Annotated in this window: 23 protein-coding genes; 12 read left to right on the forward strand and 11 right to left on the reverse strand. The window is 66.5% G+C overall.

Going from position 1 to position 21,547, the window contains the following annotated elements; all coding sequences use genetic code 11:
* Positions 1 to 174: 174 nt before the first annotated feature.
* Positions 175 to 996 carry an undecaprenyl-diphosphate phosphatase gene (locus NGM10_RS11825; RefSeq protein WP_253479003.1) on the reverse strand — a complete coding sequence of 274 codons (822 nt, stop codon included), beginning with the start codon at positions 994 to 996 and terminating at the stop codon, positions 175 to 177.
* 149 nt (positions 997 to 1,145) lie between these two features.
* Here NGM10_RS11825 and NGM10_RS11830 point away from each other — a divergent pair, with 149 nt between their 5' ends.
* The gene (locus NGM10_RS11830; RefSeq protein ID WP_253479005.1) at positions 1,146 to 4,697 is read left to right on the forward strand and encodes an Eco57I restriction-modification methylase domain-containing protein; all 3,552 of its coding nucleotides are present in this window, start codon (positions 1,146 to 1,148) and stop codon (positions 4,695 to 4,697) included.
* A gap of 429 nt (positions 4,698 to 5,126) precedes the next feature.
* Here the strand turns inward: NGM10_RS11830 and NGM10_RS11835 are convergent, their stop codons facing one another.
* Positions 5,127 to 5,399: a winged helix-turn-helix domain-containing protein gene (locus NGM10_RS11835; protein ID WP_253479007.1), complete on the reverse strand. Its 273-nt coding sequence runs from the start codon at positions 5,397 to 5,399 to the stop codon at positions 5,127 to 5,129.
* A gap of 215 nt (positions 5,400 to 5,614) precedes the next feature.
* Here NGM10_RS11835 and NGM10_RS11840 point away from each other — a divergent pair, with 215 nt between their 5' ends.
* Both NGM10_RS11840 and NGM10_RS11845 read left to right on the forward strand, forming a co-directional pair.
* Entirely contained in the window at positions 5,615 to 6,025 is a 411-nt protein-coding gene (locus NGM10_RS11840; RefSeq protein WP_253479009.1) for a hypothetical protein, read from the forward strand.
* A 54-nt stretch (positions 6,026 to 6,079) separates the two neighbouring features.
* Positions 6,080 to 6,250 (forward strand): DUF8065 family protein, encoded by a 171-nt coding sequence (locus NGM10_RS11845; protein WP_253479011.1) that lies wholly within the window; start codon positions 6,080 to 6,082, stop codon positions 6,248 to 6,250.
* A gap of 11 nt (positions 6,251 to 6,261) precedes the next feature.
* Here the strand turns inward: NGM10_RS11845 and NGM10_RS11850 are convergent, their stop codons facing one another.
* Positions 6,262 to 6,630, reverse strand: a complete 369-nt coding sequence (locus NGM10_RS11850) for a DUF7968 family protein (RefSeq protein ID WP_253479013.1) — start codon at positions 6,628 to 6,630, stop codon at positions 6,262 to 6,264.
* A 192-nt stretch (positions 6,631 to 6,822) separates the two neighbouring features.
* Between NGM10_RS11850 and secF the strand changes: the two genes are divergently transcribed.
* The 4 genes from secF (at position 6,823) to NGM10_RS11870 (ending at position 10,951) form a co-directional block, all read left to right on the forward strand.
* Complete coding sequence (gene secF, locus NGM10_RS11855; RefSeq protein WP_253479015.1) at positions 6,823 to 7,707, forward strand: protein translocase subunit SecF; 885 nt, start codon at positions 6,823 to 6,825, stop codon at positions 7,705 to 7,707.
* On the forward strand, positions 7,704 to 9,272 hold the full coding sequence (locus tag NGM10_RS11860; RefSeq protein WP_253479017.1) for a preprotein translocase subunit SecD: 1,569 nt from the start codon (positions 7,704 to 7,706) through the stop codon (positions 9,270 to 9,272). Before secF ends, NGM10_RS11860 begins: the two co-directional genes overlap by 4 nt.
* 215 nt (positions 9,273 to 9,487) lie before the next feature.
* Complete coding sequence (locus NGM10_RS11865; RefSeq protein ID WP_253479019.1) at positions 9,488 to 10,654, forward strand: sensor histidine kinase; 1,167 nt, start codon at positions 9,488 to 9,490, stop codon at positions 10,652 to 10,654.
* Positions 10,655 to 10,678: 24 nt separating this feature from the next.
* Complete coding sequence (locus NGM10_RS11870; RefSeq protein WP_253479021.1) at positions 10,679 to 10,951, forward strand: hypothetical protein; 273 nt, start codon at positions 10,679 to 10,681, stop codon at positions 10,949 to 10,951.
* A 24-nt stretch (positions 10,952 to 10,975) separates the two neighbouring features.
* On the opposite strand, the gene rnhB is transcribed toward NGM10_RS11870, so the two are convergent.
* A complete protein-coding gene (gene rnhB / locus NGM10_RS11875; protein ID WP_256504251.1) occupies positions 10,976 to 11,635 on the reverse strand; it encodes a ribonuclease HII in 660 nt (219 codons plus the stop codon).
* A gap of 242 nt (positions 11,636 to 11,877) precedes the next feature.
* On the opposite strand from rnhB, the gene NGM10_RS11880 reads away from it, so the two are divergent.
* Positions 11,878 to 12,204, forward strand: a complete 327-nt coding sequence (locus NGM10_RS11880; RefSeq protein ID WP_253479023.1) for a DUF5789 family protein — start codon at positions 11,878 to 11,880, stop codon at positions 12,202 to 12,204.
* Positions 12,205 to 12,231: 27 nt separating this feature from the next.
* On the opposite strand, the gene NGM10_RS11885 is transcribed toward NGM10_RS11880, so the two are convergent.
* The 3 genes from NGM10_RS11885 to NGM10_RS11895 form a co-directional block, all read right to left on the reverse strand.
* A complete protein-coding gene (locus tag NGM10_RS11885) occupies positions 12,232 to 12,972 on the reverse strand; it encodes a DUF2270 domain-containing protein (RefSeq protein WP_253479025.1) in 741 nt (246 codons plus the stop codon).
* Positions 12,973 to 13,020: 48 nt separating this feature from the next.
* Complete coding sequence (locus NGM10_RS11890) at positions 13,021 to 14,343, reverse strand: tRNA pseudouridine(54/55) synthase Pus10 (protein WP_253479027.1); 1,323 nt, start codon at positions 14,341 to 14,343, stop codon at positions 13,021 to 13,023.
* Positions 14,344 to 14,412: 69 nt separating this feature from the next.
* Positions 14,413 to 14,583 carry a UPF0175 family protein gene (locus NGM10_RS11895; protein WP_253479029.1) on the reverse strand — a complete coding sequence of 57 codons (171 nt, stop codon included), beginning with the start codon at positions 14,581 to 14,583 and terminating at the stop codon, positions 14,413 to 14,415.
* 80 nt (positions 14,584 to 14,663) lie between these two features.
* On the opposite strand from NGM10_RS11895, the gene NGM10_RS11900 reads away from it, so the two are divergent.
* A complete protein-coding gene (locus NGM10_RS11900) occupies positions 14,664 to 15,053 on the forward strand; it encodes a DUF7383 domain-containing protein (RefSeq protein ID WP_253479031.1) in 390 nt (129 codons plus the stop codon).
* A 46-nt stretch (positions 15,054 to 15,099) separates the two neighbouring features.
* Here NGM10_RS11900 and NGM10_RS11905 read toward each other — a convergent pair whose 3' ends face one another.
* Complete coding sequence (locus NGM10_RS11905) at positions 15,100 to 16,248, reverse strand: DUF7537 family lipoprotein (RefSeq protein ID WP_253479033.1); 1,149 nt, start codon at positions 16,246 to 16,248, stop codon at positions 15,100 to 15,102.
* Between the two features lie 151 nt (positions 16,249 to 16,399).
* On the opposite strand from NGM10_RS11905, the gene NGM10_RS11910 reads away from it, so the two are divergent.
* Entirely contained in the window at positions 16,400 to 17,278 is an 879-nt protein-coding gene (locus NGM10_RS11910; protein WP_253479035.1) for a homoserine kinase, read from the forward strand.
* A gap of 222 nt (positions 17,279 to 17,500) precedes the next feature.
* Here the strand turns inward: NGM10_RS11910 and NGM10_RS11915 are convergent, their stop codons facing one another.
* On the reverse strand, positions 17,501 to 18,211 hold the full coding sequence (locus tag NGM10_RS11915; protein ID WP_253479037.1) for a hypothetical protein: 711 nt from the start codon (positions 18,209 to 18,211) through the stop codon (positions 17,501 to 17,503).
* Between the two features lie 340 nt (positions 18,212 to 18,551).
* Here NGM10_RS11915 and ric point away from each other — a divergent pair, with 340 nt between their 5' ends.
* Positions 18,552 to 19,256 carry an iron-sulfur cluster repair di-iron protein gene (ric, locus tag NGM10_RS11920; protein ID WP_253479039.1) on the forward strand — a complete coding sequence of 235 codons (705 nt, stop codon included), beginning with the start codon at positions 18,552 to 18,554 and terminating at the stop codon, positions 19,254 to 19,256.
* A gap of 18 nt (positions 19,257 to 19,274) precedes the next feature.
* Here ric and pdxS read toward each other — a convergent pair whose 3' ends face one another.
* Both pdxS and NGM10_RS11930 read right to left on the reverse strand, forming a co-directional pair.
* Complete coding sequence (pdxS, locus tag NGM10_RS11925) at positions 19,275 to 20,183, reverse strand: pyridoxal 5'-phosphate synthase lyase subunit PdxS (protein ID WP_253479042.1); 909 nt, start codon at positions 20,181 to 20,183, stop codon at positions 19,275 to 19,277.
* Between the two features lies 1 nt (position 20,184).
* Positions 20,185 to 20,391, reverse strand: a complete 207-nt coding sequence (locus NGM10_RS11930; RefSeq protein ID WP_253479044.1) for a hypothetical protein — start codon at positions 20,389 to 20,391, stop codon at positions 20,185 to 20,187.
* 438 nt (positions 20,392 to 20,829) lie between these two features.
* Between NGM10_RS11930 and NGM10_RS11935 the strand changes: the two genes are divergently transcribed.
* Positions 20,830 to 21,546 carry a DUF1405 domain-containing protein gene (locus NGM10_RS11935; RefSeq protein ID WP_253479046.1) on the forward strand — a complete coding sequence of 239 codons (717 nt, stop codon included), beginning with the start codon at positions 20,830 to 20,832 and terminating at the stop codon, positions 21,544 to 21,546.
* The last annotated feature ends 1 nt before the right edge of the window (position 21,547 follow it).

The following is a 21,547-nucleotide window of genomic DNA, read 5'->3' on the forward strand; positions in this document are numbered from 1 at the left end:
CAACGTCGGAGATGTCGGCCGACATTCGACTCCGGCATCTGTTTCTGTTGCCGAGGGGCGTCCGGCGTCTCATCTCGGTCGGCTATGCCGCCATCGATGTTGTGCAAATCTAGCAATACCGATGGTCCGGGTCGGACCGCCTCCGGCCCGTGGGCCCGCCGGACGCGGGCGGCCTCACACCACCAACAGACCGCCGCCGAGCATCGCGAGCGCGCCGAGGCCGACGCAGACGCCCCAGAACGGGACGCGCTCGACGACTCGCATCAGCGCGTCGATGGTGAGGTAGCCGACGACCGCCGCGCTCGCGAGCGCGAGCGCGGCGGCGTCGAGTCCGACCTCGGGCACGCCCCCGTCGGCGACCGACAGCACGCCCGCGCCGAGCGCGGCCGGAATCGACAGCAGGAACGAGAGCCGGAACGACGAGGGGCCGTCGTGACCCCGGAAGAGCAGGGCCGAGGCCGTCGTTCCCGACCGCGAGACCCCCGGCAGGATGGCCAGCCCCTGCAGGGAGCCGACCAGCAGGGCGTCGAGGAGGTCGGGGTCCTCGCGGCCGCCGAACTCGAAATTGTCGGCGACCCGCAGCAGGACGCCCGTCCCGACGAGCAGGAGGCCCACGAGCGCGACGAACGCGCCCCCGGTGAGCGCCGAGACCGCGGCTTCGAGCGTGGCGTAGGCCGTGAGGCCGACCACGCCCGAGGCGAGCGTGGCGACCCCGAGGAACGAGAGGGTCGCGCGCTCGCCCTCGGACGAGAACGCGTCGCGCGGCCGCCACTCGGGGAGCGCTCCCAGCACCTCGCGGAGTTCGGCCCGGTAGTACGCCGCCGCCGAGACCGCGGTCCCGGCGTGGAGGAACAGCGAGAACCCGACCGCGGCCTCGGGCGTCGACCCCAGCGCGGTCAGGAAGACGGTGATGTTGCCCTCGCTGGAGATTGGCAACCACTCGAAGACGCCCTGAAGGACGCCAGCGACGAGCGCGACGAGCGCCGACCTGTCCATGGTCGAGGGGCGACGTGCCGGGGCCAAAGGTGGTTCGGTTCGGCGTGGGGTCGGCGGGGGGTCGAGAGGGGGACGAGCGCGAGCGCGGGCGAAACGCTGTGAGAGCGTTACACATTTATCCCCGGTGTGGGTGTATTCCCGTAGTCAACATGGCGGAGACGGAGACGGAGACCGAGACCGAGACGGCGGCGGAGACGACCACGGCGGTCCGGTCCGTGCTGGCGGCGTTCGTCCGCGACCTCCACGGACGACTCGACGACCAGCAGGGCGGGTCGGGAGCCCACGAACTGGAGGTGGTGCTGTCGGACGACACCTACTCGCTCGAAAGCGTCGAGCTCGGGGCCAAGCCCGAGACCTACACCGAGGACCACCTCATCCGCCCGTTGCTCGAAGCGGTGGGGCTGGCCTCCGAGCGCCAGCCCTACGGCGAGCGCGGCGGGACGGTCGTCTGGCCCGACTTCGAGGTGACGAACGTCGAGACGACGGTCATCGGCGAGAGCAAGCCGCTGAACGGGGTGGGCGAGGCGGTCGAGGAGATTCAGGACTACCTCGACCGCAAGTCCATCGGCGCGGAGTACGGCATCGCGACCGACGGCATCGAGTGGCACCTCCGGAAGATAGAACTGGGCGGGGACTTCACCGAGTACCCCGACATCGAGCACCTGAACCTCCGGGCGACCCTGCTGGCGGTCGCCCGCGAGGAGGGGCTCATCGAGCAGTCGGACCTCGACGCCGACCCCGAGGAGACGATTCGGTCGTTCGTCTCGGTGTTCGAGCGCGATTCGTTCGCGGAGTTGCTGTCGAAGACCGCGCCGCGGGAGATTCGCGACCGGCGCAAGCGCGACGTCGAGACGTTCTACGAGCTGTACATCGAACTGCTGTTCGGAGAGAGCGACGAACACGACTACGAGACGTGCCTGATGGACGACATCCGGTTCGTCGGCGACCGCGAGCCGAGCGAGCGCGACAAGCGCCTCTTTGCCATCACGCTGATGAACCGCCTGCTGTTCGTGAAGTTCCTCGAAACGCGAGGGGTGCTGTCGGAGGGGTTCCTGCGCGAGCGCGTCGAGTACTACGAGCGCCACGGCGAGGGGCTGGCGGGCAACCTCTACGAGACCCAGATTCGGCCGCTGTTCTCGGACCTGCTGAACACGCCGGAGGGTGCGCGTGAGCCGAAGCACCGCAATCCCGACAGCTGGTTCGCCGACGTGCCGTACCTCAACGGCGGGCTGTTCCGGGCGAACGTGGCCGACGAGTCGCGCTACCGGGTCATCGACCGCATCCTGCCCGACGTGATTCGGGACCTCATCGAGGGGAGCAAGCTGGAGCTCGACGGGCGGGGGTTCGACCCCGCGCTACTGGGCAGCGTGTTCGAGAAGACCATCAACCACATCGAGCAGGAGCGCACCCAGAAGGACATCGGGGCCTACTACACGCCCAACGACGTGACCGAAATCGTGACCGAGCAGTCGGTCGACCCCAAGATTCGGGACGCGATAGTCGAGACGTTCGCCGAGGGGGTCGCAGGCGATGGGGTGGACGGAGAGGGCGATGGCAGCGCCGAGGACGCCCGGGCGTACATGGAACAGCTGGACCTCTCGGAACTCCTCCGGAAGATAGAGGACGGCGACGAGGCGGTGCTGTCGCCGGGCGAGGACCAGACCCGCATCGACTTCGGCGACGAGGAGATTCTGTCGGCGGTCAAGGACACCCTCCGGCAGCTGAAGGTGCTGGACCCCGCGTGCGGGTCGGGTCACTTCCTGACGACCGCGATGGACGAGATTCACCGCGCGCAGGTGTCGGTGTTGCGCGGGCTGGCCGACGGCGAGGACCCCGACCCCGAGACGCGGTTCGCCGAGAAGAAGGCGCTGGCGCTCGACGCCATCTACGGCGTGGACGTGGACCGAATCGCCTCGGAGATCGCGAAGCTGCGGGTGTGGCTCAAGATCGTCGAGGGCAACGGCTGGGAGCCGGAGTTCGGCAAGCTCCCGAACATCGACGTGAACATCACCCACGGGAACTCGCTGGTGGGGCTCCCGCTCGCGGGGTCGTTCGACGACGCCGACGTGTGGGACAACGACATCGGCGAAATCGAGCAGAAGCGCATCGAGTACAAGCGCGACGACGAGGGCGACCCCCGCGAGATAGAGCGATTCCTCGACGAGGAGATACGGCCCGCGCTCGACCGGACGTACCTCGACCTGTTCTCGAAGCCGGTCGAGACCGAAATCGAGAGCGTCGAGGCCTTCGACGCGGTGGTCGAGTCCATCGAGGCCGACACCCTCTATCCCACCGTCTCGATGGTCCGGGCGAAGCGCGAGGACGGAGACGCCTTCGACGACGAGGAGACCGAGCGACTGGAGGAGATGGGCTTTTCGGTGTACACGAAGAGCGCCACGCGCGACGTGGCCGAGTGGGAGCGCACCCTCAAGACCAAGCAGAACGGCAGGGGCGGGTACGACAAGGACCTGCTGGTCGGAACGCTCCGGGGACTGCTGGAAGACGGCTACGTCTTCTCGGAGGTCCAGCGCCAGCCCACCCGGTACGACCTCGACCGGATTCAGGGCAAGCCGTTCCACTGGCTCGCGGAGTTCCCCGAGGTCGCCGAGGAACGCGGCAACACCCACTCGATCAACTTCGATATCGTGCTGGGGAATCCGCCGTACGGGGATTTGTTGTCGGACGAGGAGAAGATGTTCGTCTCGACGTACGAGACGAGCGGGATTCGGGATATCTCGGCGAACTTCGTGGAACGACAGTTGCAGTTGCTTGAGGAAGGTGGATACTTCGGGAACGTGACGACGCTGAGACTGGTGTATCAGAGTACACTCTCGGAGTTACACGATTTGATTCAAACACAATTAGAGACCACTAAAATCGCCTGCTTCGCAAAACGACCAAGCCACATCTTCGACAATGCTCAAGTTCGAGTCGCAACAATAGTCGGCAAAAAGGCCCAGAATGATGGAGGAATTAAGACAAGCGGATTCATTAGATTTGATAGTGAAGACCGAGGTAAGAAAATCTCGGACATCTCTTACGGAAGTGTTGACGGACTAATTTTGGGGGATAAAATAGGGATTAGTGATGAAAAGTATGCTATTCTACCGAAAGTCGGTGGTAGCACTCCTAGAGGAATCCTTGAAAAGCTAAAGTCCCATTCAGACACGGTGTTCCGGGATGTTCAGTCACGGAAGGAGAAAACAGACTATGAAGTCTGGCGAATGAGGCATCCTGACAACTGGATAAATCCCATGCTCTCCGAGATGTACGACGCTCAGGACCTTGAGCCGATGTACTTTGAGAACACACTGAAACGTGATAGTGCCTTCTTAATCATGAGTTCATCCCTCTTTTACTTCTACTGGATGGTCTACGGTAATCAGCGTGATTTGAATTGGGGGCAGGTAGAAGCATTCCCCTATCCCGACGAGGAAGAATTGGAAGCAAACGCTGATGAAATCCAGAGCCTCGCAGAAGAACTCTGGAATGGAATGGTCGAAGAATTCACCACCGAACCCACGCCGCACTACGAAAGCATGAGCCGACTGAAGCCTCTCATCAATTCGGCAGATGAACTCTTTGGTCCGATGTATGGACTAGATAGTGGGGAAATCGAGTTCCTGAAGAATTATCACGGAGAGTACGGTCGCTCCGGCCCCGAAAACCACCAATTAGACGAACTTGAAGCCGACGACTGAGCGCCCGACCGACTGTTCCACGGAAACGCCCGCCCGACCAATCCTCGGGGTGGGACTGAAAGGGGCCGCCCGCTCGCGGGCCGAAGGCCCGTGGTCGTCTCAGCGACCCCTATCTCGGCCGGGCGGTGCGGAGAGGCCGAGATATGTCGCTGAGCGACCGCGAGCGGGCGGGGGCTTTCGAAGACGTATTCTTCGATAGCAACTGAGAACTCTGATTCGACCAGCGAGAAGCTAGCTACTCCCGGTACCTAGGAGAACCGCACAGCACCGCGACCGCAAGCCTCGGGCCTCCCCAACCGCCTGCGGTCCTCGGTCGCTCTGCTCCCTGCGGTCCTCAGCCCTCGCGCGCCTTGGCGCGACCTCAAACAGCAAGGTCGCGCCAGCGCGCGCCGAGGTGGATAGTCAATCGAGTGCGGTAGGAGGGTTCGATCAGGCAGTGTCCGAGGGGTCGTCGGGTTCCAATTCGTCGGCGTCGAGTTCTTCGTCCAGATACTCTCGGCCGAGGTCGCTCAGTCGGTAGTACCCGCCCTCTTCCTTTTCGAGTAGTCCGTATTCGGCCAACTCCAGACAGCGCTGGCCCGCGTAATTTCGGTGGATGTCGATGTTGCGTGCGATAACTGCGGGAGGGACTTCGCCAGCGTCACGAGTGTACTCCAAGATAGCATCGTCGGCCGGTTTCATCCACTCGGCACGCTGGCGCATGGCCGGAAGGGAGAGAAAGAGCAGGATAACGTCTCCGGTGCAACACAGTATTGAGACGAACGACTCTGGAAATCCTTGCGTTTGGTAAGATTAAAGTTGGCGCGAAAACCACTCTGATTCACGGAAGCCTCACCCATGGACCCGGGTCCGACGACGAGAGCCGGTCGGTACCGAGGACGCGGGCCGGGGTGCTTCCGGCAGACGAGAGCACACCCATGACAGGTACCGACCGGACCGATTGGGAACGAATCGCCCGCCAGACGCTGTGGCAGTCGCTGGTTCGCCTCGGCGAGGACGCCAGCAGGACCACCGAGGAGGTCGCCGACGCGCTCTACTGGGGTAACGACCTCGACCCCGAGCAGGTCGAGCGCATGCGACGGGCCGCCTTCGACCTCCGGTACGTCACCGAGGAGTACCTCGCGCGCCTCTGTGCGGGGACCGACCCGTGGGACGACGCCGACGACGCGCGGACTCCCTCGTGGCACCCCACCGAGGGGCCGATGCCGGACGACTCCGAGGGCCCGGACGACTCCGAGGGCCCGGACGACTCCGAGGACTCGGACGACTCCGAGGACTCGGACGACCCCGAGGACTCGGACGACCCCGAGGACTCGGACACGAACTGACCTCCCGAACGAATCGCGGGGTGACCCGCATTTCCGACGTTTCGACACGCATCGATGACATCGCTATCGGACGATATCGAGGTGTACGAGCTGTACAGCCGCGGTGAGATGGACGAGGAGACGGCGCGCGCCCTCCTCGGCGAGAAAATCGACAGGGTGGCGGAGGAACGGGACGCCTTCGAAGCGGCCGCAGACCGCGATACGTCGCGGTTCCTGTCCGAATAGCGACCGAGGCCCTACACCTCGTTCGGCCCGCCCTCGCTCTGGACCTGCCACCCGCCGCGAATCCCGCAGGCCTCTCGGACCTCGAACTCGACCGCCGTCTCCGGCCCGAGCGTCTCCCCGCCCTCGATTCGCTCGACCCGGAGGGGCACGTCGAGGGTGCTCCCACAGCATCCCACGCCGACGAACTCCTCCCAGACGTCGCCCTGCCGGACCCGGTCGGTCTTGGTCTTGCGGAGGAAGGCTTTGAACGGCGACCCCTCGACTTGGAACCGGCCCCAGTCGCTGAGGTCCTCGGGGTAGGAGATCACGACGCGGTCGGCGGGCGCGAGGTCGTCGGTCCCGGTCTGCGCCTCGGTCTCGGTCTCGGTTTCAGTCGTCATACTCGGAGGTAGGGGCGCGAGGAGGTTAGGTGTTGTCGCGTGGCCGGTCCGGCGGTCGTCGCGGGGCTGGTCCGGCGGTCGTCGCGTGGCCGGTCCGACCGTCGTCGCGGGGGCGTTCGACGGACTTCCTTTCCGACTGCGCGAAAACGGATAAGAACACTTATCCACGGCCGACCCACATTCCTCACCCATATGGTAGCCTTCGAAGTGCCGGAGGTGGATTATACCAAGTACACCAACCGGCAGTTGGCGGCGGTGCCGTTGGCGGTCCTCGCCCTCGCGCTGCTGATACTCGCCGGGTGGTACGTCACCACCGGCGCGCCGGTAGCGCTCGGAACCGAGTTCACGGGTGGGACCGAACTCAGGGTCCAGACCGCCACGCCGTCCGACGAGCTCTCCGACCAGTTCGACGCCGAGGTCGTGTCGATCAGCCCGGTCCAGACGGCCGACGACACCTACATCGTGACGTTCGGCCCCGACGCCGAGAACGTCGGCGACCAGGCGCGAAACAACCTCCAGCCAGTCGAGGGCCAGTCCGAAGACGACATGGTGAAGTCGGTGCAGGGCACCTCAGCGAGCTTCGGGCAGAACACCCAGCGGCTCGCGCTCTACGGACTGGGCGTCGCGTTTGCCGGGATGAGCGTGCTGGTCTTCCTGATGTTCCGGACGTTCGTCCCCTCCATCGCGGTCGTCATCTCGGCGTTCAGCGACATCGTCATCCCGCTGGCGCTGATGAACGTCCTCGGCATCGACCTCTCGCTGGGGACGGTCGCGGCGCTGTTGATGCTCATCGGTTACTCGGTCGACTCCGACATCCTGCTGAACAACCACATCCTGCGGCGGTCGGGTGACTTCTACGAGTCGACCTACCGCGCGATGCAGACCGGTGTGACCATGACCGTCACGTCGCTGTCGGCGATGGCCGTGATGGCGCTCGTCGCGTACGTCTTCGGCATCGACCTGCTGGCGTCCATCGGTATCGTACTCGTCATGGGGCTCGCGGCCGACCTGATGAACACGTACATGCTCAACCTCAGCCTGCTTCGCTGGTACAAGTACGAGGGGGTGGCCCAATGAGTATCCGCGACAACTGGCGGGTCCTCCTGCTGGTGGTCTTCCTCGTCGCGAGCACCTTCGCGATATTCGCCCCCGGCGTCGGGGGCGGCGGCGAGGGTGGCGGAGCCGACTCGTTCGTCGCCGAGAACGACGGCCCGACCAACCTCCAGTACGGCCTCGAACTCTCGGGCGGGACCCGGATTCGCGCGCCCGTCGACGGACAGACCGCCTACGAGGTCGAGGTCTCCGAGGGCGAACGACCCGGCGAGGTCGAGCAACGTGTCGCGGGCAACGTCTCGGGCGCCGACGCCGCCGACGTGACCGCGCGCCTCTCGCCCAACGGGACCACCGTCGAGCTCACCGTCGGCAACGTCAGCCAAGAGGAGTTCGGCTCCGGTCTCGAAGCCGCGGGCTACGAGTACGACCGCATCGAGGACGGCGTCACCGACGAGACCCGCGAGACCATCGTGCGCATCCTCCGGGACAAGATTTCGCAGGCCGGACTCTCCGGCGGGCAGGTCCAGGAGGTGACCACCGCAGACGGGAACAACTTCGTGGTCATCGAGATGCCCAACGCCAACCAGACCGAGGTCGAGAGCCTCGTCACCGAGCGCGGGCAGGTCGAGGTCGTCGCGGTCTTCCCCGAGGAGGACAACGGCTCGGAGTACAGCAGAGACCCGGTCCTCCAGCAGGGCGACTTCAACAGCATCGGGCAGGCGACCGACAGCCCCGAGCAGGGCCCGCACGTCCCGCTGGTGCTGAACGACGAGTCGGCCGACAACTTCTCGTCGGCGATGCGCGAGCACGGCTTCACCCGCGAGGGCGTCCAGAGCTGTCGGTACGAGAACGAGTCCACCGAGGACCCCGGCTACTGCCTGTACACCGTGGTCGACGGCGAGACCGTCTACGCGGCCGGGATGGGCGCGGACCTCGCGCGGTCGTTCGAGAACGGCGACTTCGAACAGCAACCCAGCTTCATCATGCAGACCGAGAACATGTCCGAGGCCCGCGAACTCCAGATTCACCTGAACGCGGGGTCGCTCCCGGCGTCGCTGAACATGGACGACGGGACCTCCTACTTCCTCGCGCCCAGCCTCGCCGAGGAGTTCAAGCTCTACTCGCTCATCACCGGCATCATCGCGGCGCTCGCGGTCACCGTCGCGGTGTTCCTCCGGTACGGTGACCCCAAGGTCGCCGCGCCGATGCTGGTGACGGCGCTGTCGGAGGTCGTCATCCTCCTCGGGTTCGCGGCCGCGATCCAGTTGCCGCTGGACCTCAGCCACATCGCGGGATTCATCGCGGTCATCGGGACCGGGGTCGACGACCTCGTCATCATCGCCGACGAGGTGATGGCCGAGGGCGAGGTCCACTCCTCGCGCGTCTTCCGGAGCCGGTTCCGGAAGGCGTTCTGGGTCATCGGCGCGGCCGCGGCGACCACCATCATCGCGATGAGCCCGCTCGCGGTCCTCTCGCTCGGCGACCTCCAGGGCTTCGCCATCGTCACCATCCTCGGCGTGCTGGTCGGCGTGCTGGTGACGCGTCCGGCGTACGGTGACATCCTGCGCGCCCTGCTGACCAGCAAGTAGGTCGCCATCGAAATCTCTCACGTCTGGAGTCTCCCGGAAACTCTCACGTCTGCAGTCTCGCCATCGAAACCTCCCTCCTCCCCTCTCCGCTGGGCCGGGCGGCGGCCCGCGGTCACCGCGGGCCGCCGCCCGGGTTCCACCTTGACACCGCGGCCACGTTCTCATCTCGGGTACCGACGACCAATCTATTTAAGCGGGGCTACGATGTCTCGACCATGAGCGCGGATTCGAGGAGACATCTCATCTGCAGATCGGACCACCTCCCGTCGATACTCTCCGCAATCGGGGTGCTGTTCCTGGCCAGCGCCCTCGGCGAGTGGTTGCTGTTCAACGGGACGGGAGAGTTCGACTCCGTCGACTTCTTCGCCAGTACCTCGGTCTCGGCGTTTCTCACCGCCGCCATCGTCTACGGCGGTTTTCGGCTGGGGCGAAGCGACATCTCGAACGAACGGTACCCCCGCATCGTCGGGTGGATTGCGGGGTGTTCGTCGGCCTTCCTCGCGGTCAATCTCCCCATCATGCTCGCGTGGATTCCGGCCACCGTCCCGGCCCAGCTCTGGTGGGCGCGATTCGTCGTGAGCGTCGGTCTCGTCGGCGGCCTCTTCATCGGGAGCATCGAGGCGCGGGCCATCGAGCGCGAGCGAGTCGCCGAGCGCGCCGCGGTCCGGGCCGAGGAGGCCGAGACTCACCACCGGCACCTCGATTACCTCAACAGCCTCCTGCGCCACGAGGTGTTGAACACCGCCAACGTCATCACCGGCTACGCGTCGCTGCTCCTCGAAAACGACGAGGTCGCGGCCGAGGCCCGCGACCGCGTCGAGACCATCCACAGGCGAGGAGAGGACATGACGAGCGTCATCCGGGACGTGCGAGTGCTGCTCACGACGACCAGCGGGACCGCCGCGCTGGAGCCCACGGACCTCTCCTCGGTCCTCGAAGCCGAACTCGACGACCTCCGTCGGACGGCCGACGCCGTCGAAATCGAGGCGTCGATACCCGACGGCGTGGTCGTGGTGGCCGACGACCTCCTCGCCCGAGCGTTCTCGAACCTCCTCACGAACGCGGTCGAACACCACGACGGGGGCGTCCCGCGAGTGACCGTGACGGTCGAGGAGTCGGCCGAGACGGCAACGGTGTACGTCGCCGACGACGGACCCGGGATTCCTCCCGGCGAGCGGGCGACACTGTTCGAACGCAGCGACAACACCGGCGGTTCCCACGGCCTCGGCCTCTACCTCGTGCGGACGCTGGTCGAGCGCTACGGCGGCACGGTCGAACTGGTCGAGACCGGCGACGACGGCACCGAGTTCGCCCTCACGTTGCCGAAGGCGACCCGAACCACGGACGACCGCCCCCGACGGGTAGGAGCGCAAACACTTTAGGCGGGAGCGAGAGAACGGAGTGACATGTCGACAGACCCCTCCGACGAGCGCGTCGAGCGCATCGTCCGGCGCGCGGTGCGCAAGGAACTCGAACTCCTCGGCGAGCGGCTGTTCTGGACGTTCGTCTCGGCACTCGGGCTGTTCTGGGGCCTCTTGCTCGTCGCGTCGGGAGCCAACTCCCCGGGCGACCTGTCGCTCGGGTTCGCCGTCTTCGGCGCGGCGCTGGCGCTCGCGGCGGTCCGAACCCTCCTGCTGACGTGGGAGCTTCCGCCGTACCGCTCGGCCCCGGACGAATAACCCCGACCGGACGCCCGAGCGCGCTCAGAAGTCCCCGAGTCCCGACTGTTCGGCCGCCGCCAGCACGTCGTCGCAGGTCGACCAGCTCCGGCGCGCGCAGTCGGGGAGCCGACCGTGTTCGGCCACGAACGCCGCCAGAAACTCGCGGGTGGTCGGGTCGCTCGGGTAGCCCGACCCCAGTTCGGCGAACGCCTCGCCGTACTCCTCGGCGTACGCCTCCGCGAGGTCGGCGACGTGGGCGTCCCTCGCGACCTTCGCCACGATGCTGGCGGCGCTCACGACCGCGTGGCTCTCGTCGGCCCCGTGCTCGGCGGTCAAGTCGACCGCCGCCGGAACCCGGTCTTCGACCCGGCGGGCGAACCGGCGTTCGCTGGTGTCGCCCGCGTCGGCGATTCCCGCCGCGTCGTCGTCGGCGACCGCCGCGACCGCCTCGGCGTGGGCCTCGACGGTCAGCGTGTTCATGTCGGTCTCGCCGTCGATGCGCGCGACCGGCACCTCGGCGAGTCCGACCGCGACGCGGTCGGACTCGCGCAGCCTCGCCGCGATCTCCTCGCGGCGCGCGGGCGCGACGTTCTTCGAGTCGTCCACGTCGGCGGGCAGGACCGCGGGGTCCTCGACCGCGACCGCGGCCGCGAACATCGACCCCAGCACCGGCCCCTTGCCCGCCTCGTCCACTCCGAACACGGGCCGACCGACGCACGCGGGGTAGTTGTAGCTTGCTGACCGCGATTTCGTCCCGGTTGGGACCCGCGATTTCGTCCCGGGCCAGCGCGGGCGCGCTGGCCCGGGACGAAGTTGTGAGAGGTGCGAAGTCGCGAGAACCGCGAAGTCGCGAAATCGCGAGAACCGCGAAACCGCGGGACTGCGGGCCGTCCCTGACGGGTCGGCCCGAAGTCCTATCCGCGCCAACGCGGTAGTCCCGGGCGATGGACTTCACACCGAACGCCGACGACCGACTCGTCTCGCTTCAGGTCGAACGAATCGACGAACTGCTCGGCGACACCGACTTCCCGACCACCACCGACGAGGTGGTCGCGGAGTTCGGCGACGTGGTCGTCGAGTACGCGGGCGGGGGCAGCGAGTCGCTCGAAGGCATCCTCCGGACCGCGGGCGACGAGGAGTACGCCACGACCGACGACCTCCAGCTCGCGGTCCTCAACGGCGTCGACCGCGACGCGGTCGGGAGACCCCACTACAGCGACCGCGACCCGCCGGTCTCGGGCGTCGACCGCGGGCCGGACCAGTCGTTCTGAGCACGCTCTCGGCGGCCGCGAATCGCCTCACTCGTCGTCCCACGGGTCGGTCCGCTCGCGCTCGTGGAACTCTCCGCTGGGCGACCATAGCACGTAGTAGCCCGAGACGGCGGTCATCGCGAGGTAGAAGGCTGCGACGGCGGCGACGACCGCTTCCCCCGGTATCCCCGGCATCGCGGCGGTGGTCCGCCACGACTGTCCCGATTCGAACGCGGTGATGCGGACCACCCACGCCGCGAGCAGGACGAGGAGTAAGGGGTAGTAGACGCGGCTGAGTCGGCGCGCGAACGCCCGGAACAGCGACACCTTCACCGCGGGATTCCGGAGGTCGTCGCCGATGCGCTCGCGCCACTCGCGGTGGGGGAGTTCCTCGTCGGGGTCGAGCAGCTGGGCGAACAGGTCGCGTTCGAGCAGGCGGACCCGCTCGCGCCACACGTCGTAGGCCCGGTAGCGGCGGGTCTCGACGAGCAGGAACATCGAGAGCGTCGCCATCCCGATGACGATGAGGTAGTGAGGGTTGTCGCGACTGGAGAACGCCCACGTCAGGATGGCGGCCATGATGGTGACCGCCCAGTAGGTCGTCCGGTCGAGGCGGCTGCGCCACGAGGTCACGCGGTCCATCTGGCCCCGGTAGAGGTGGCCCAACAGGCCCACCATCTCCGACGGGTCGGTCGCCAGCTCCTCGCCGACGTCTCCGCGCGCCTCGCCGTCTTCGTCCGCCGAGCCGGGTCCGTCGGTCTCGTCGGCCGGACCGCTCGCATCCCCCATGCGCACGGAGACGGCGTTCGCCGACCTACGGTTTACGGCGGGTCGGAATCAGGCGACCTCTTTCAGGTACTCGGGGTCGTCGAACTCCTCGTCCTCGCCCTCGACCGCGAGCACGTCGAGCGCGGTGACGACCGCGTCGACGCCCAGCAGGCCCGCGAGGCTCGGGGTCGTCCGGCCCTCGTCGCCCGAGACGAGCTCCTTGACGTAGAGGCCGCCCTCGCCGTGGACCTCGAGTTCGCCGCGGCGGGGGTCGTGGAGTTCGCCCGAGACGGCGTAGGCCTCCCGCGTCCGGGTCAGACTCGCCCGGCGGTGGTCGACGCGCTGGGGGGTGTCCTGTTCGATGGTCGCGCCGTCGAGTTCCCCGACCGCGGCCTGCAGTTCCTCGTCGGTCACGTCGGCCCCGAACTCCACGTCCATCCGGTAGGTCTTGCTCGCGTCGAGTTCCTTCACGCGCTCGACCATCTCGTGGCTCGCGGGCGCGAGGTCGGTCACCTCGACCGCCCCGTCGGCGAACTCGTTTATCTCGGCTTCGAGCGCGTCGATGTCCACGCTCCGAACCCGGGGTTGCTTGACCTCGATGACGAACGGCCTGCCGGTCCCGACCATCAGCGCGTCCACGTCCTCGCGGCCCGCGCCGTGGAACAGCGCCTCCTCGCCGTCCATCGCGTCGAGGACGGGCGGGGTGGTCAGCTCCTCGACGCTCTCGTCGTAGAGGTAGCCCGACCCGCCGCAGTGCTCGCAGTCCTCCTCTCCCCCGCCTTCGGCGAGCTGTTTGCCCGACCCGCCACACTCCCGGCAGGGCCACTCGGTCTGGGGGATGTCGCGTTCGAGCTTCCGATACCGGCCGTAGACGAACGCGGAGTTCACCTGGACCTCGACCGCGTGGGCCGAGAGGTCGGCGCGCTCTGGGTCGACGTTCAGCAGGGCCAGCACGTCGGGGCGCTCGAAGTCGACCTCCGTGCCGGTGAGCTGGCCCACCCGCTTGCCGACCTCGCGGTTGAACTCCGACTTGAACAGCTCGCCAGCGTCCTCGGGGAGGTCGGCCGACTCCCGGAGCAGTTTCTCGTTCTCCTCGACCAGCGGCGGGACCCGGGTCCCGACCTGATAGGTGTCGAACTCCCAGCCCTCCAGCGCCTCGGCGACCGTCTCGGCCCACTCGTCGAACCGCTGGCTCTCGCCCTCGCAGACCCAGCACTCGGCCGTCTCGTCCTCGTAGGGGTCGTCGTCGGCCAGCGCGACCGCGATGCGAAGCGAGCGGCCGCGCTCGTCGTTCGTGAGTCCGAAGCTGCGGTCGGCGAAGCACCGACCCAGACAGGCGTCGCACACCGGGCCGTTCTCGATGACCCGGCGAGCGTCGGCGAGGATGGTCATGTCCGACCCGTGGGGTTCGGGCGGTAAACGGGTTTCTCATTCGTTCGCGCGGTCGGTCGGCGCACGCCGTCACAGGTCCCGGAGGTCGGCTTCGAGGTGGTCGTCGCCGACCCACGTCACGTCCTCTCGGGCGACCAGTTCTGCGAACTCCCACGGGTTCATCCCGGCGATTTCGGCGGCTTTCGAGAAAGAGGCTTCACCCTCGCCGAGTTCCGCGAGCGCCCGCGATTCGCGGTCCATGTTCCCGTCGACGAACCCTCGACCCATGGACCTTTCGGCGGTCCCGCAGGATTTTGTGGTAGTCTCTCGTCTGTGCGCCCATGCCCCATCGCGCCAACTACGCGCTGGTCAACGTGAGTTGCCACCTCGGGCCGACCGACGACGCCATCGAGGTGCCGTGGGCCGAGTACGTCGGCGACGCCACGCCCGAATTCGAGTTCGAGGTGCCGACCGACGACGCGACCGACGCCTATCTCGGCCTCCAGGCGTTCCGGGTCGGGACGTTCGACCACGAACTCCGGATCAACGGCGAGTCGCTCGGCGGGTTCGACGTGCCCCCCGCCGACGGCTGGCAGTACTGGGAGGACGCCGTCACCGAGGTGGAGTTGCGCGAGGGAACCAACACCCTGCAGGTGGTCCGGGACGAGTCCGTCGACGACAGCTTCGCGGTCAACAACGTCACGGTCCACTGGCGCGAGCCGGTCGAATAGCTGTCGAGACGCGGGATGACCAAGCGCGACCGGAAGTCGCGACCGCTCAGAAGTGCTGAATCTGCTTCGAGACGTAGTCCGCCCAGTTGAGGTGGAACTCCAACAGCCACGTTTCGTCGAGTGTCCGGTCGCCCGACTCGGCCCGCTCGGTCGACCACCGTATCTCGCCGTCTGCGACCCAGACGTGCAGGGACTCCCCGCTGGTGAGGTCCGTATCGAGCGCGTCTCTGTACCACTGCTCCTCGGCCGAACCGGGAGCCCTGTCGAGGATGATCTCTGCCCCTGCCGGAACGGCTTGCCCGCCCTCGTGTGCGAGCGTCAGCGACCGCTCGTCGTCGGCGAGTGTGCCCCGTATGGTCGGCGCGCGGTCCCGGGCGGTCTCGGCCCAGTTGGGTTCGGTGACCGTCGTCTCGCCGATATCGGTGACGGCCAGTTCGCTCTCCAGCAGTCGGTCCTCGCCGTCGCTGGTCGCGTCGAACGCACCCTCGAACGACCGGACGATGCCGTCGGACGTGGCGACGAGCGTGGCCGAGATATCCCCGAGTCGGTAGTCTCCGAAGCCGGTGGGGCCACTGAGCGCGTCCTCGTCGGCGACGCTGTTCGACGTGAGCTCGAACTGCTCGCCGTCGTCCTCCTCGACCGGCGGTCCGAACGAGCCAGCGCGGATGAACGCTTCGAGTTCGAGGGCGAACGTCGCCGGTTCGGGCTCGATGTCGTATGGGACCCCCTCCGGGCGGATGTCGATGTAACCGTACCAGACGTCCCCCTCTTGGGTCTGGCGCCACCAGCCGTCGTTGCCGTCGTAGTAGAACTCTATCGGTCGACTCTCGTCCCAGCCGGGATTCTTCGTTATCGTCGCTCGCTCGTCGTCCATCACGACGGTCGTCTCTTCGGCGTCTTCGCGAGAACTGTCCTGAAACTCGAAGTCGAGTGTGTACGTCCGTTCGGACAGCCGACTCGCGTGCGTCTCAGCGAGCGTCGTCGAGACGCCGTCTTCGCCGACTCCGAGCGGATAGTTGGTTCCTCCGGCCTGCCCGTCACTCGACGCCCCGTCTTCGTCTGGGTCGCTCTCCTCGTCCGGGTCGCTCTCCTCGTCCGGGTCGGCTCCGTCCCCCGACTCGCTTTCGCCGATGAATCTGAGACAGCCGCTCGTCAGCAAAGCACCTCCCGCGCCCAGTAGCGTCCGTCGGTGCATGTTTCGCATATTTTCTCCTTCGTTTATAAATTTATACAGATACGTACGGATTGCGGTATTTCAGGTTCGCTCACGTCTCACTCGCGAGTCCGACGCCGAACCACCGCCGTTCCCCGGCAGATTTTTGCTGGGGCCCTCACAATCCACGGACATGGTAACGGTCCGGGCCCCCGCGACGAGCGCGAACCTCGGGAGCGGCTTCGACGTGTTCGGCGTCGCGCTCGCCCGCCCGGCCGACGTGGTTCGGGTCGAGCGCGCAGACGAGACGAGCATCGACGTGACCGGCGCGGGCGCGGAGTTCATCCCGACCGACCCGGCCGAGAACACCGCGGGCGTGGTCGCCCGCGAACTCGACGCCCCGGCGCGAATCCAGATCGACAAGGGCGTCCGCCCCTCCTCGGGGATGGGGTCGTCGGCCGCGAGTGCCGCGGCCGCCGCGGTCGCGCTAAACGAACTCTACGACCGCGGGCTCACCCGAGAGGAACTGGTCCGGGTCGCCGCGCACGGCGAGGCCGCGGTCTCGGGCGAGGCCCACGCCGACAACGTCGCGCCAGCCATCCTCGGGGGGTTCACGATAGTCACCGACGACGACGTGACGCGGATGGACGCCGACCTCGACGTGGTGGCCTGCCTGCCCGAGACCGTGGTCTCGACCCGCGAGGCCCGGGGTGTCCTCCCCGAGGAGGTCGGGATGGACGAGATGGTCGAGACGGTGGGCAACGCCGCGACGCTGGTCGCGGGGATGTGCAGGGACGACCCCGAACTGGTGGGCAGGGGGATGGGAGACCCGGTGGTGACGCCCGCCCGCGCCGCCCTCATCGACGGCTACGACGCGGTCGAGTCGGCCGCCCGCGACGCGGGCGCGACCGGCGTCACGGTGTCTGGCGCGGGACCGACCGTGCTGGCGGTGTGTCGGTCCGGGACGCGCCAGCGCGTGGCTGGCGCGATGGTCGAGGCGTTCGGTGAGGAGGGGGTCGACGCCCGGGCGTATCAGACCGAGGTCGGGACGGGTGCGGAATTCTGTCGGTGACGTTCAACTGCTTTCTTCGTCGGCTTCGTCCTCGTCTAGCGCTAACTGCGTCTCGATGTCTGGACGGTCTCGTTTCCCATCGTCCGTAGTATCGTCTTCGTCACTCATCGCTCCCGTCTTCGTCGCTGAAGTCGCCCTTGAAGACCATCTGTGACTCGATATCGGGGCGTTCGCGGTCTTCTTCGGATGATCCGCTCATGAGTGTGTGTTAGGTTGCGGGCCTCAAGTATCTTCGCCATCACTTAGCAAATCAGAAATCTGATTCTTCCAGTTTAGAAACCAGGTCTCGAACCGTCTTGGTGGGTCAGTTAGCTTCCACCACCGACGCGTCGTTCCGTAAAGCCCGCTCACTTTCCCGAAAAGTAAGAAGAACCCAATTATAACCAGATTACTATACGGGTGGAGAGTTATGGAATTGTGGATATCTACGATTCCGAGCGTTAGGTAGAAAATCGAACCTACGGCGACTAACAAGGTCAGTGTGAACAGGAGGGCATTCGACGCATTCTTTTCGAAGTTGTACCGTATCATCCGACCGTATTCGAGTGCGATCTCCTCCTCGATTAAATCGTAATCGTACTTCTGATTCAGGATGCTGTCCTCTATCGCCTCTTTTGCGATCCCGATTCTCTCGGAAGTAGACGTATATGTCACGGATGAAAGGATTATGGACGTGAATAGCAATACTCCTCCCGTCGTCGTGTACGGCGTGATGAGAACGTCGAGAGAGACATCTTCGGCGCTTACGGCTATCGAGAGGCCGGTAACGAGGATACTTGCGACCACGAGATTGATTCGGAATATCTGAATCGCCTTCTCGTCGATATCTGAGAGCGTAGCCGTCTGCTCGTCGATGGTCTGTCTCGCTTCTTCACGGGCTAGTCGGGCGCGTGCAATCCTCTCTTCGTATTCGTCATCCGGAATATCAACCATTCGTCTTCACGGGAATATTGACTATAGATGGTTTATATAATTACATGAATGCGATAGCGAACGACCGCCCGCCTCAGCAACCGCGCCACGACTCTCCCGGTGGGTCGAGGCGGTGTCTCCGGACCCGAGTCGGCTCTCGGGACGGCCGATGAGGGACTCGAGTCCCCCGTCGAATGCGGTGACGTGGGAAGATGTTCGGGGGAAGGCGCTTTGGCAGGTAGTTGCTCTGGTCGATTGTGAGCGTCCGGGCCGCCGCTACTCGATACTCGCTACTCGCTGGCGGCGACTCGCCGCCGCGCTTCCGACGGCGGCCGACTCGGACGCCTTCCAGTACACGACCATGACATCGACAATCGACCCGGAGACACGACTCGGACGGCTCGTCAGGGAGAACCCCGAATTCGCGCCGGTGTTCGAATCGCTCGGCATCGACTACTGCTGTGGCGGGGACGTCGCGCTCGAACGGGCCTGCGAGGAGAGCGACCTCCAACTCGAATCCGTGCTCGAACGCTTGGAGGACGCCCGCTCGGCCGACCCGGCCGAGACGACCCCCGAATCGCTCTCGGCGCTCGTCGACGACGTGGTCGAGACCCATCACGACTACCTCCGGGACGAACTCCCGTCGCTCGAACGCGTCGTGCGGAAGGTCGCGCGGGTCCACGGCGACGGCCACCCGGAGCTCCGGGAGATCGAATCGGAGTTCCTCGACCTCCGGGAGGAGGTCACCCACCACATCGCCGACGAGGAGGAGAACGTCTTCCCCGAGCTGGTGGCCCTCGACGGGGCGGAGTCGCTCGCGCCCGACGACGAAGAGCGGATTCGGGAGGCCGTCGACCACCTCGAATCGGAACACGACGCCGCGGCGTCCGGACTCGAACGCATCTGGGCGCTGAGCGACGACTACGCGGTCCCGGACGACGCCTGCACGAGCTACCGGAACATGCTCGACCGACTGCAGATGCTCGAAGAGGACATGCACCTGCACGTTCACAAGGAGAACAACGTGCTGTTCCCAGAGGCCGAGGAACTGCTCGCCGCCGAGTAGCGTCTCGGGGGCTCGGACTCAGTTCCCGCGACCCTGAAGCTTCTCCTCGTCGGGCAGGTCGGCGTTGGCCTCGCCCTTCATGCCCGAGCCGATGTCCTTGCTGATGGCGGCGAGTCGGTCGGGGTCGTCCCAGTTGTTCGTCGCCTCGACGATGGCGTCGGCCATCGCCTCGGGGTCCTCCGCGCCGAAGATGCCCGACCCGACGAAGATGCCGTCACAGCCGTGGTGCATCATGAGCGCGGCGTCGGCGGGGGTGGCGATGCCGCCCGCCGCGAAGTTGACGACCGGGAGCCGACCCGCCTCGGCGGTCTCGTGGACGAGGTGGGCGGGGGCCTCGATGTCGCGGGCGTAGGCCTCGCGCTCCTCGTGGGTCATCCCTTCCAGCTTGCGAATCTCGCCCTTGATGGTGCGCTGGTGGTGGACCGCCTGATTCACGTCGCCGGTGCCCGCCTCGCCCTTGGTGCGGATCATCGCCGCGCCCTCCTCGATTCGGCGGAGGGCCTCGCCGAGGTTCCGCGCGCCGCAGACGAACGGCGCGGTGAACTCGCGCTTGTCGATGTGGTACTTGTCGTCGGCGGGCGTGAGGACCTCGGACTCGTCTATCATGTCGACGCCGACGGATTCGAGGATTTGGGCCTCCGTGGTGTGGCCGATGCGGGACTTGCCCATCACCGGGATGGAGACCTCCTCGATTATCTCCTCGACGTCGGCGGGGTCGGCCATCCGGGCGACCCCGCCGCGCTTGCGGATGTCGGCCGGGACGGCTTCGAGCGCCATCACCGCGACCGCGCCCGCGTCCTCCGCGATGCGGGCCTGCTCGGGGTTCACCACGTCCATGATGACCCCGCCCTTCTGCATCCGGGCGAACCCGCGCTTGACGAGTTCGCTACCGCGCTTGAGTTCCTCGATGTCTGTCGGTTCGGCCATGTCAGACGATTTCGAGGCGAACGGTTAATGCGTACCGATTGCCCACGAGATTGCCGAGGTCGCGTGATTGGGTCGCTTCGGGTTCGAGGACGACTGATTCGGGTTCGAGGATGACTGATTCGGGTTCGAGGATGACTGATTCGGGTCCAGTGTCGGTAGCTACCGGGACTACTGGTTCGTCGGCCGTGTCGCTAGCTACTGGCGTCACCTATGAGAAAGAAGCCCTCACTCGGCGAGCGCGCCGCAACGCGGCGCGCTGTCCTCGTTCGCCCTTCATCCGCCGAGGCATCCCCGTTCCTCCCCGCAGGCGGCGCACTCGTGCGCCGCCTGCGCGTCCCGTGGTCCGGTTGGCCTGCGAAACGCCGTTCCCGTCCGGGCCTCCGCGGTCAGGATGCACTCGCGCGCCTCCGAGAGGCGCGCGAGTGGGGAGGGACGGGGGCGCGGTGCGGTTGGGGTGCGGTCGCGGTGCGGTTGGGGTGCTGTGCGGTGCGGTCCTCACAGGTGTCGGGAGTAGCTAGCGTCTCGGCGGACTCGTCCCCGCTGACACCGAATCCTCGGACCTCCCGCGTTCCGACCCAGAACGACCCGTCGCTCGGGTTCGATTCAGACCGCCAAAGCTTTGCGCCGGACGTGCGAGCGACCCCGTATGGCGCTTCCCGAACGCTGGGACCTCCCCGGACGCGGGGACCTCCCCGACCCGGAGGACCTCCCGCGGTACGTCGCACCCCTCCCGCGGTGGCTGGAGGACTTCGGTCTGCGGTACGCGTGGGCCATCGTCGCGATAAACCTCCTCGGCACCGCGTTCGGCTTCTACTACTACCTCCCGCAGTTCGAGTTCGAACCGGTCGTGATGTGGCCGTTCGTCCCCGACAGCCCGGTCGCCACGCTGTTCATCGCGGCGAGCCTCGCGTGCTGGAAGCTCGGCCGCCAGCGGGCGTGGCTCGACGCCCTCGCCTTCTTCGGGTGCATCAAGCTCGGCCTCTGGACGCCGTACGTCCTGCTCGCGTTCGGGTCCGACTTCTCGTATCTCCACTGGGCGATGTACAACTTCCTGTTCTGGAGCCACCTCGGGATGGTCGCCGAGGCGTTCGTCATCCACCGCTACTCGGACTTCCCGGTCCGGGCGGTCGCGGTCGCGGTGGGCTGGTACGGCCTCAACGACCTCGTGGACTACTTCGTCCCGGTCGTGGGCGACCCCCACCACACCACGATTCCCGCGGAGTGGACCGCGGCGGGCTACGACCACGCGCTCGGGGCCCACGACGTGGCGGCGGCCGGGGCGGTCGTGCTCACCCTCGCGGCGACGTTCCTCGCGCTCTCGACCCGGGTGAAGAAGCTGGAAGCGAAGGGCGGCGAGACGTAAC

This window comes from Halorussus salilacus, from assembly GCF_024138125.1.
In the GTDB taxonomy this organism is placed as follows: domain Archaea; phylum Halobacteriota; class Halobacteria; order Halobacteriales; family Haladaptataceae; genus Halorussus; species Halorussus salilacus.

Coding starts and splice junctions, on each gene's coding strand:
- NGM10_RS11905 (WP_253479033.1), bottom strand. CDS start 16,248: ATGCACCGACGGACGCTACTGGGCGCGGGAGGTGCTTTGCTGACGAGC.
- NGM10_RS11885 (WP_253479025.1), bottom strand. CDS start 12,972: ATGGGGGATGCGAGCGGTCCGGCCGACGAGACCGACGGACCCGGCTCG.
- NGM10_RS11860 (WP_253479017.1), top strand. CDS start 7,704: ATGAGTATCCGCGACAACTGGCGGGTCCTCCTGCTGGTGGTCTTCCTC.
- NGM10_RS11840 (WP_253479009.1), top strand. CDS start 5,615: ATGACAGGTACCGACCGGACCGATTGGGAACGAATCGCCCGCCAGACG.
- NGM10_RS11910 (WP_253479035.1), top strand. CDS start 16,400: ATGGTAACGGTCCGGGCCCCCGCGACGAGCGCGAACCTCGGGAGCGGC.
- NGM10_RS11850 (WP_253479013.1), bottom strand. CDS start 6,630: ATGACGACTGAAACCGAGACCGAGACCGAGGCGCAGACCGGGACCGAC.
- NGM10_RS11835 (WP_253479007.1), bottom strand. CDS start 5,399: ATGCGCCAGCGTGCCGAGTGGATGAAACCGGCCGACGATGCTATCTTG.
- NGM10_RS11935 (WP_253479046.1), top strand. CDS start 20,830: ATGGCGCTTCCCGAACGCTGGGACCTCCCCGGACGCGGGGACCTCCCC.
- NGM10_RS11915 (WP_253479037.1), bottom strand. CDS start 18,211: ATGGTTGATATTCCGGATGACGAATACGAAGAGAGGATTGCACGCGCC.
- NGM10_RS11845 (WP_253479011.1), top strand. CDS start 6,080: ATGACATCGCTATCGGACGATATCGAGGTGTACGAGCTGTACAGCCGC.
- NGM10_RS11865 (WP_253479019.1), top strand. CDS start 9,488: ATGAGCGCGGATTCGAGGAGACATCTCATCTGCAGATCGGACCACCTC.
- NGM10_RS11870 (WP_253479021.1), top strand. CDS start 10,679: ATGTCGACAGACCCCTCCGACGAGCGCGTCGAGCGCATCGTCCGGCGC.
- pdxS (WP_253479042.1), bottom strand. CDS start 20,183: ATGGCCGAACCGACAGACATCGAGGAACTCAAGCGCGGTAGCGAACTC.
- NGM10_RS11895 (WP_253479029.1), bottom strand. CDS start 14,583: ATGGACCGCGAATCGCGGGCGCTCGCGGAACTCGGCGAGGGTGAAGCC.
- NGM10_RS11900 (WP_253479031.1), top strand. CDS start 14,664: ATGCCCCATCGCGCCAACTACGCGCTGGTCAACGTGAGTTGCCACCTC.
- NGM10_RS11890 (WP_253479027.1), bottom strand. CDS start 14,343: ATGACCATCCTCGCCGACGCTCGCCGGGTCATCGAGAACGGCCCGGTG.
- ric (WP_253479039.1), top strand. CDS start 18,552: ATGACATCGACAATCGACCCGGAGACACGACTCGGACGGCTCGTCAGG.
- secF (WP_253479015.1), top strand. CDS start 6,823: ATGGTAGCCTTCGAAGTGCCGGAGGTGGATTATACCAAGTACACCAAC.
- NGM10_RS11880 (WP_253479023.1), top strand. CDS start 11,878: ATGGACTTCACACCGAACGCCGACGACCGACTCGTCTCGCTTCAGGTC.
- NGM10_RS11825 (WP_253479003.1), bottom strand. CDS start 996: ATGGACAGGTCGGCGCTCGTCGCGCTCGTCGCTGGCGTCCTTCAGGGC.
- NGM10_RS11830 (WP_253479005.1), top strand. CDS start 1,146: ATGGCGGAGACGGAGACGGAGACCGAGACCGAGACGGCGGCGGAGACG.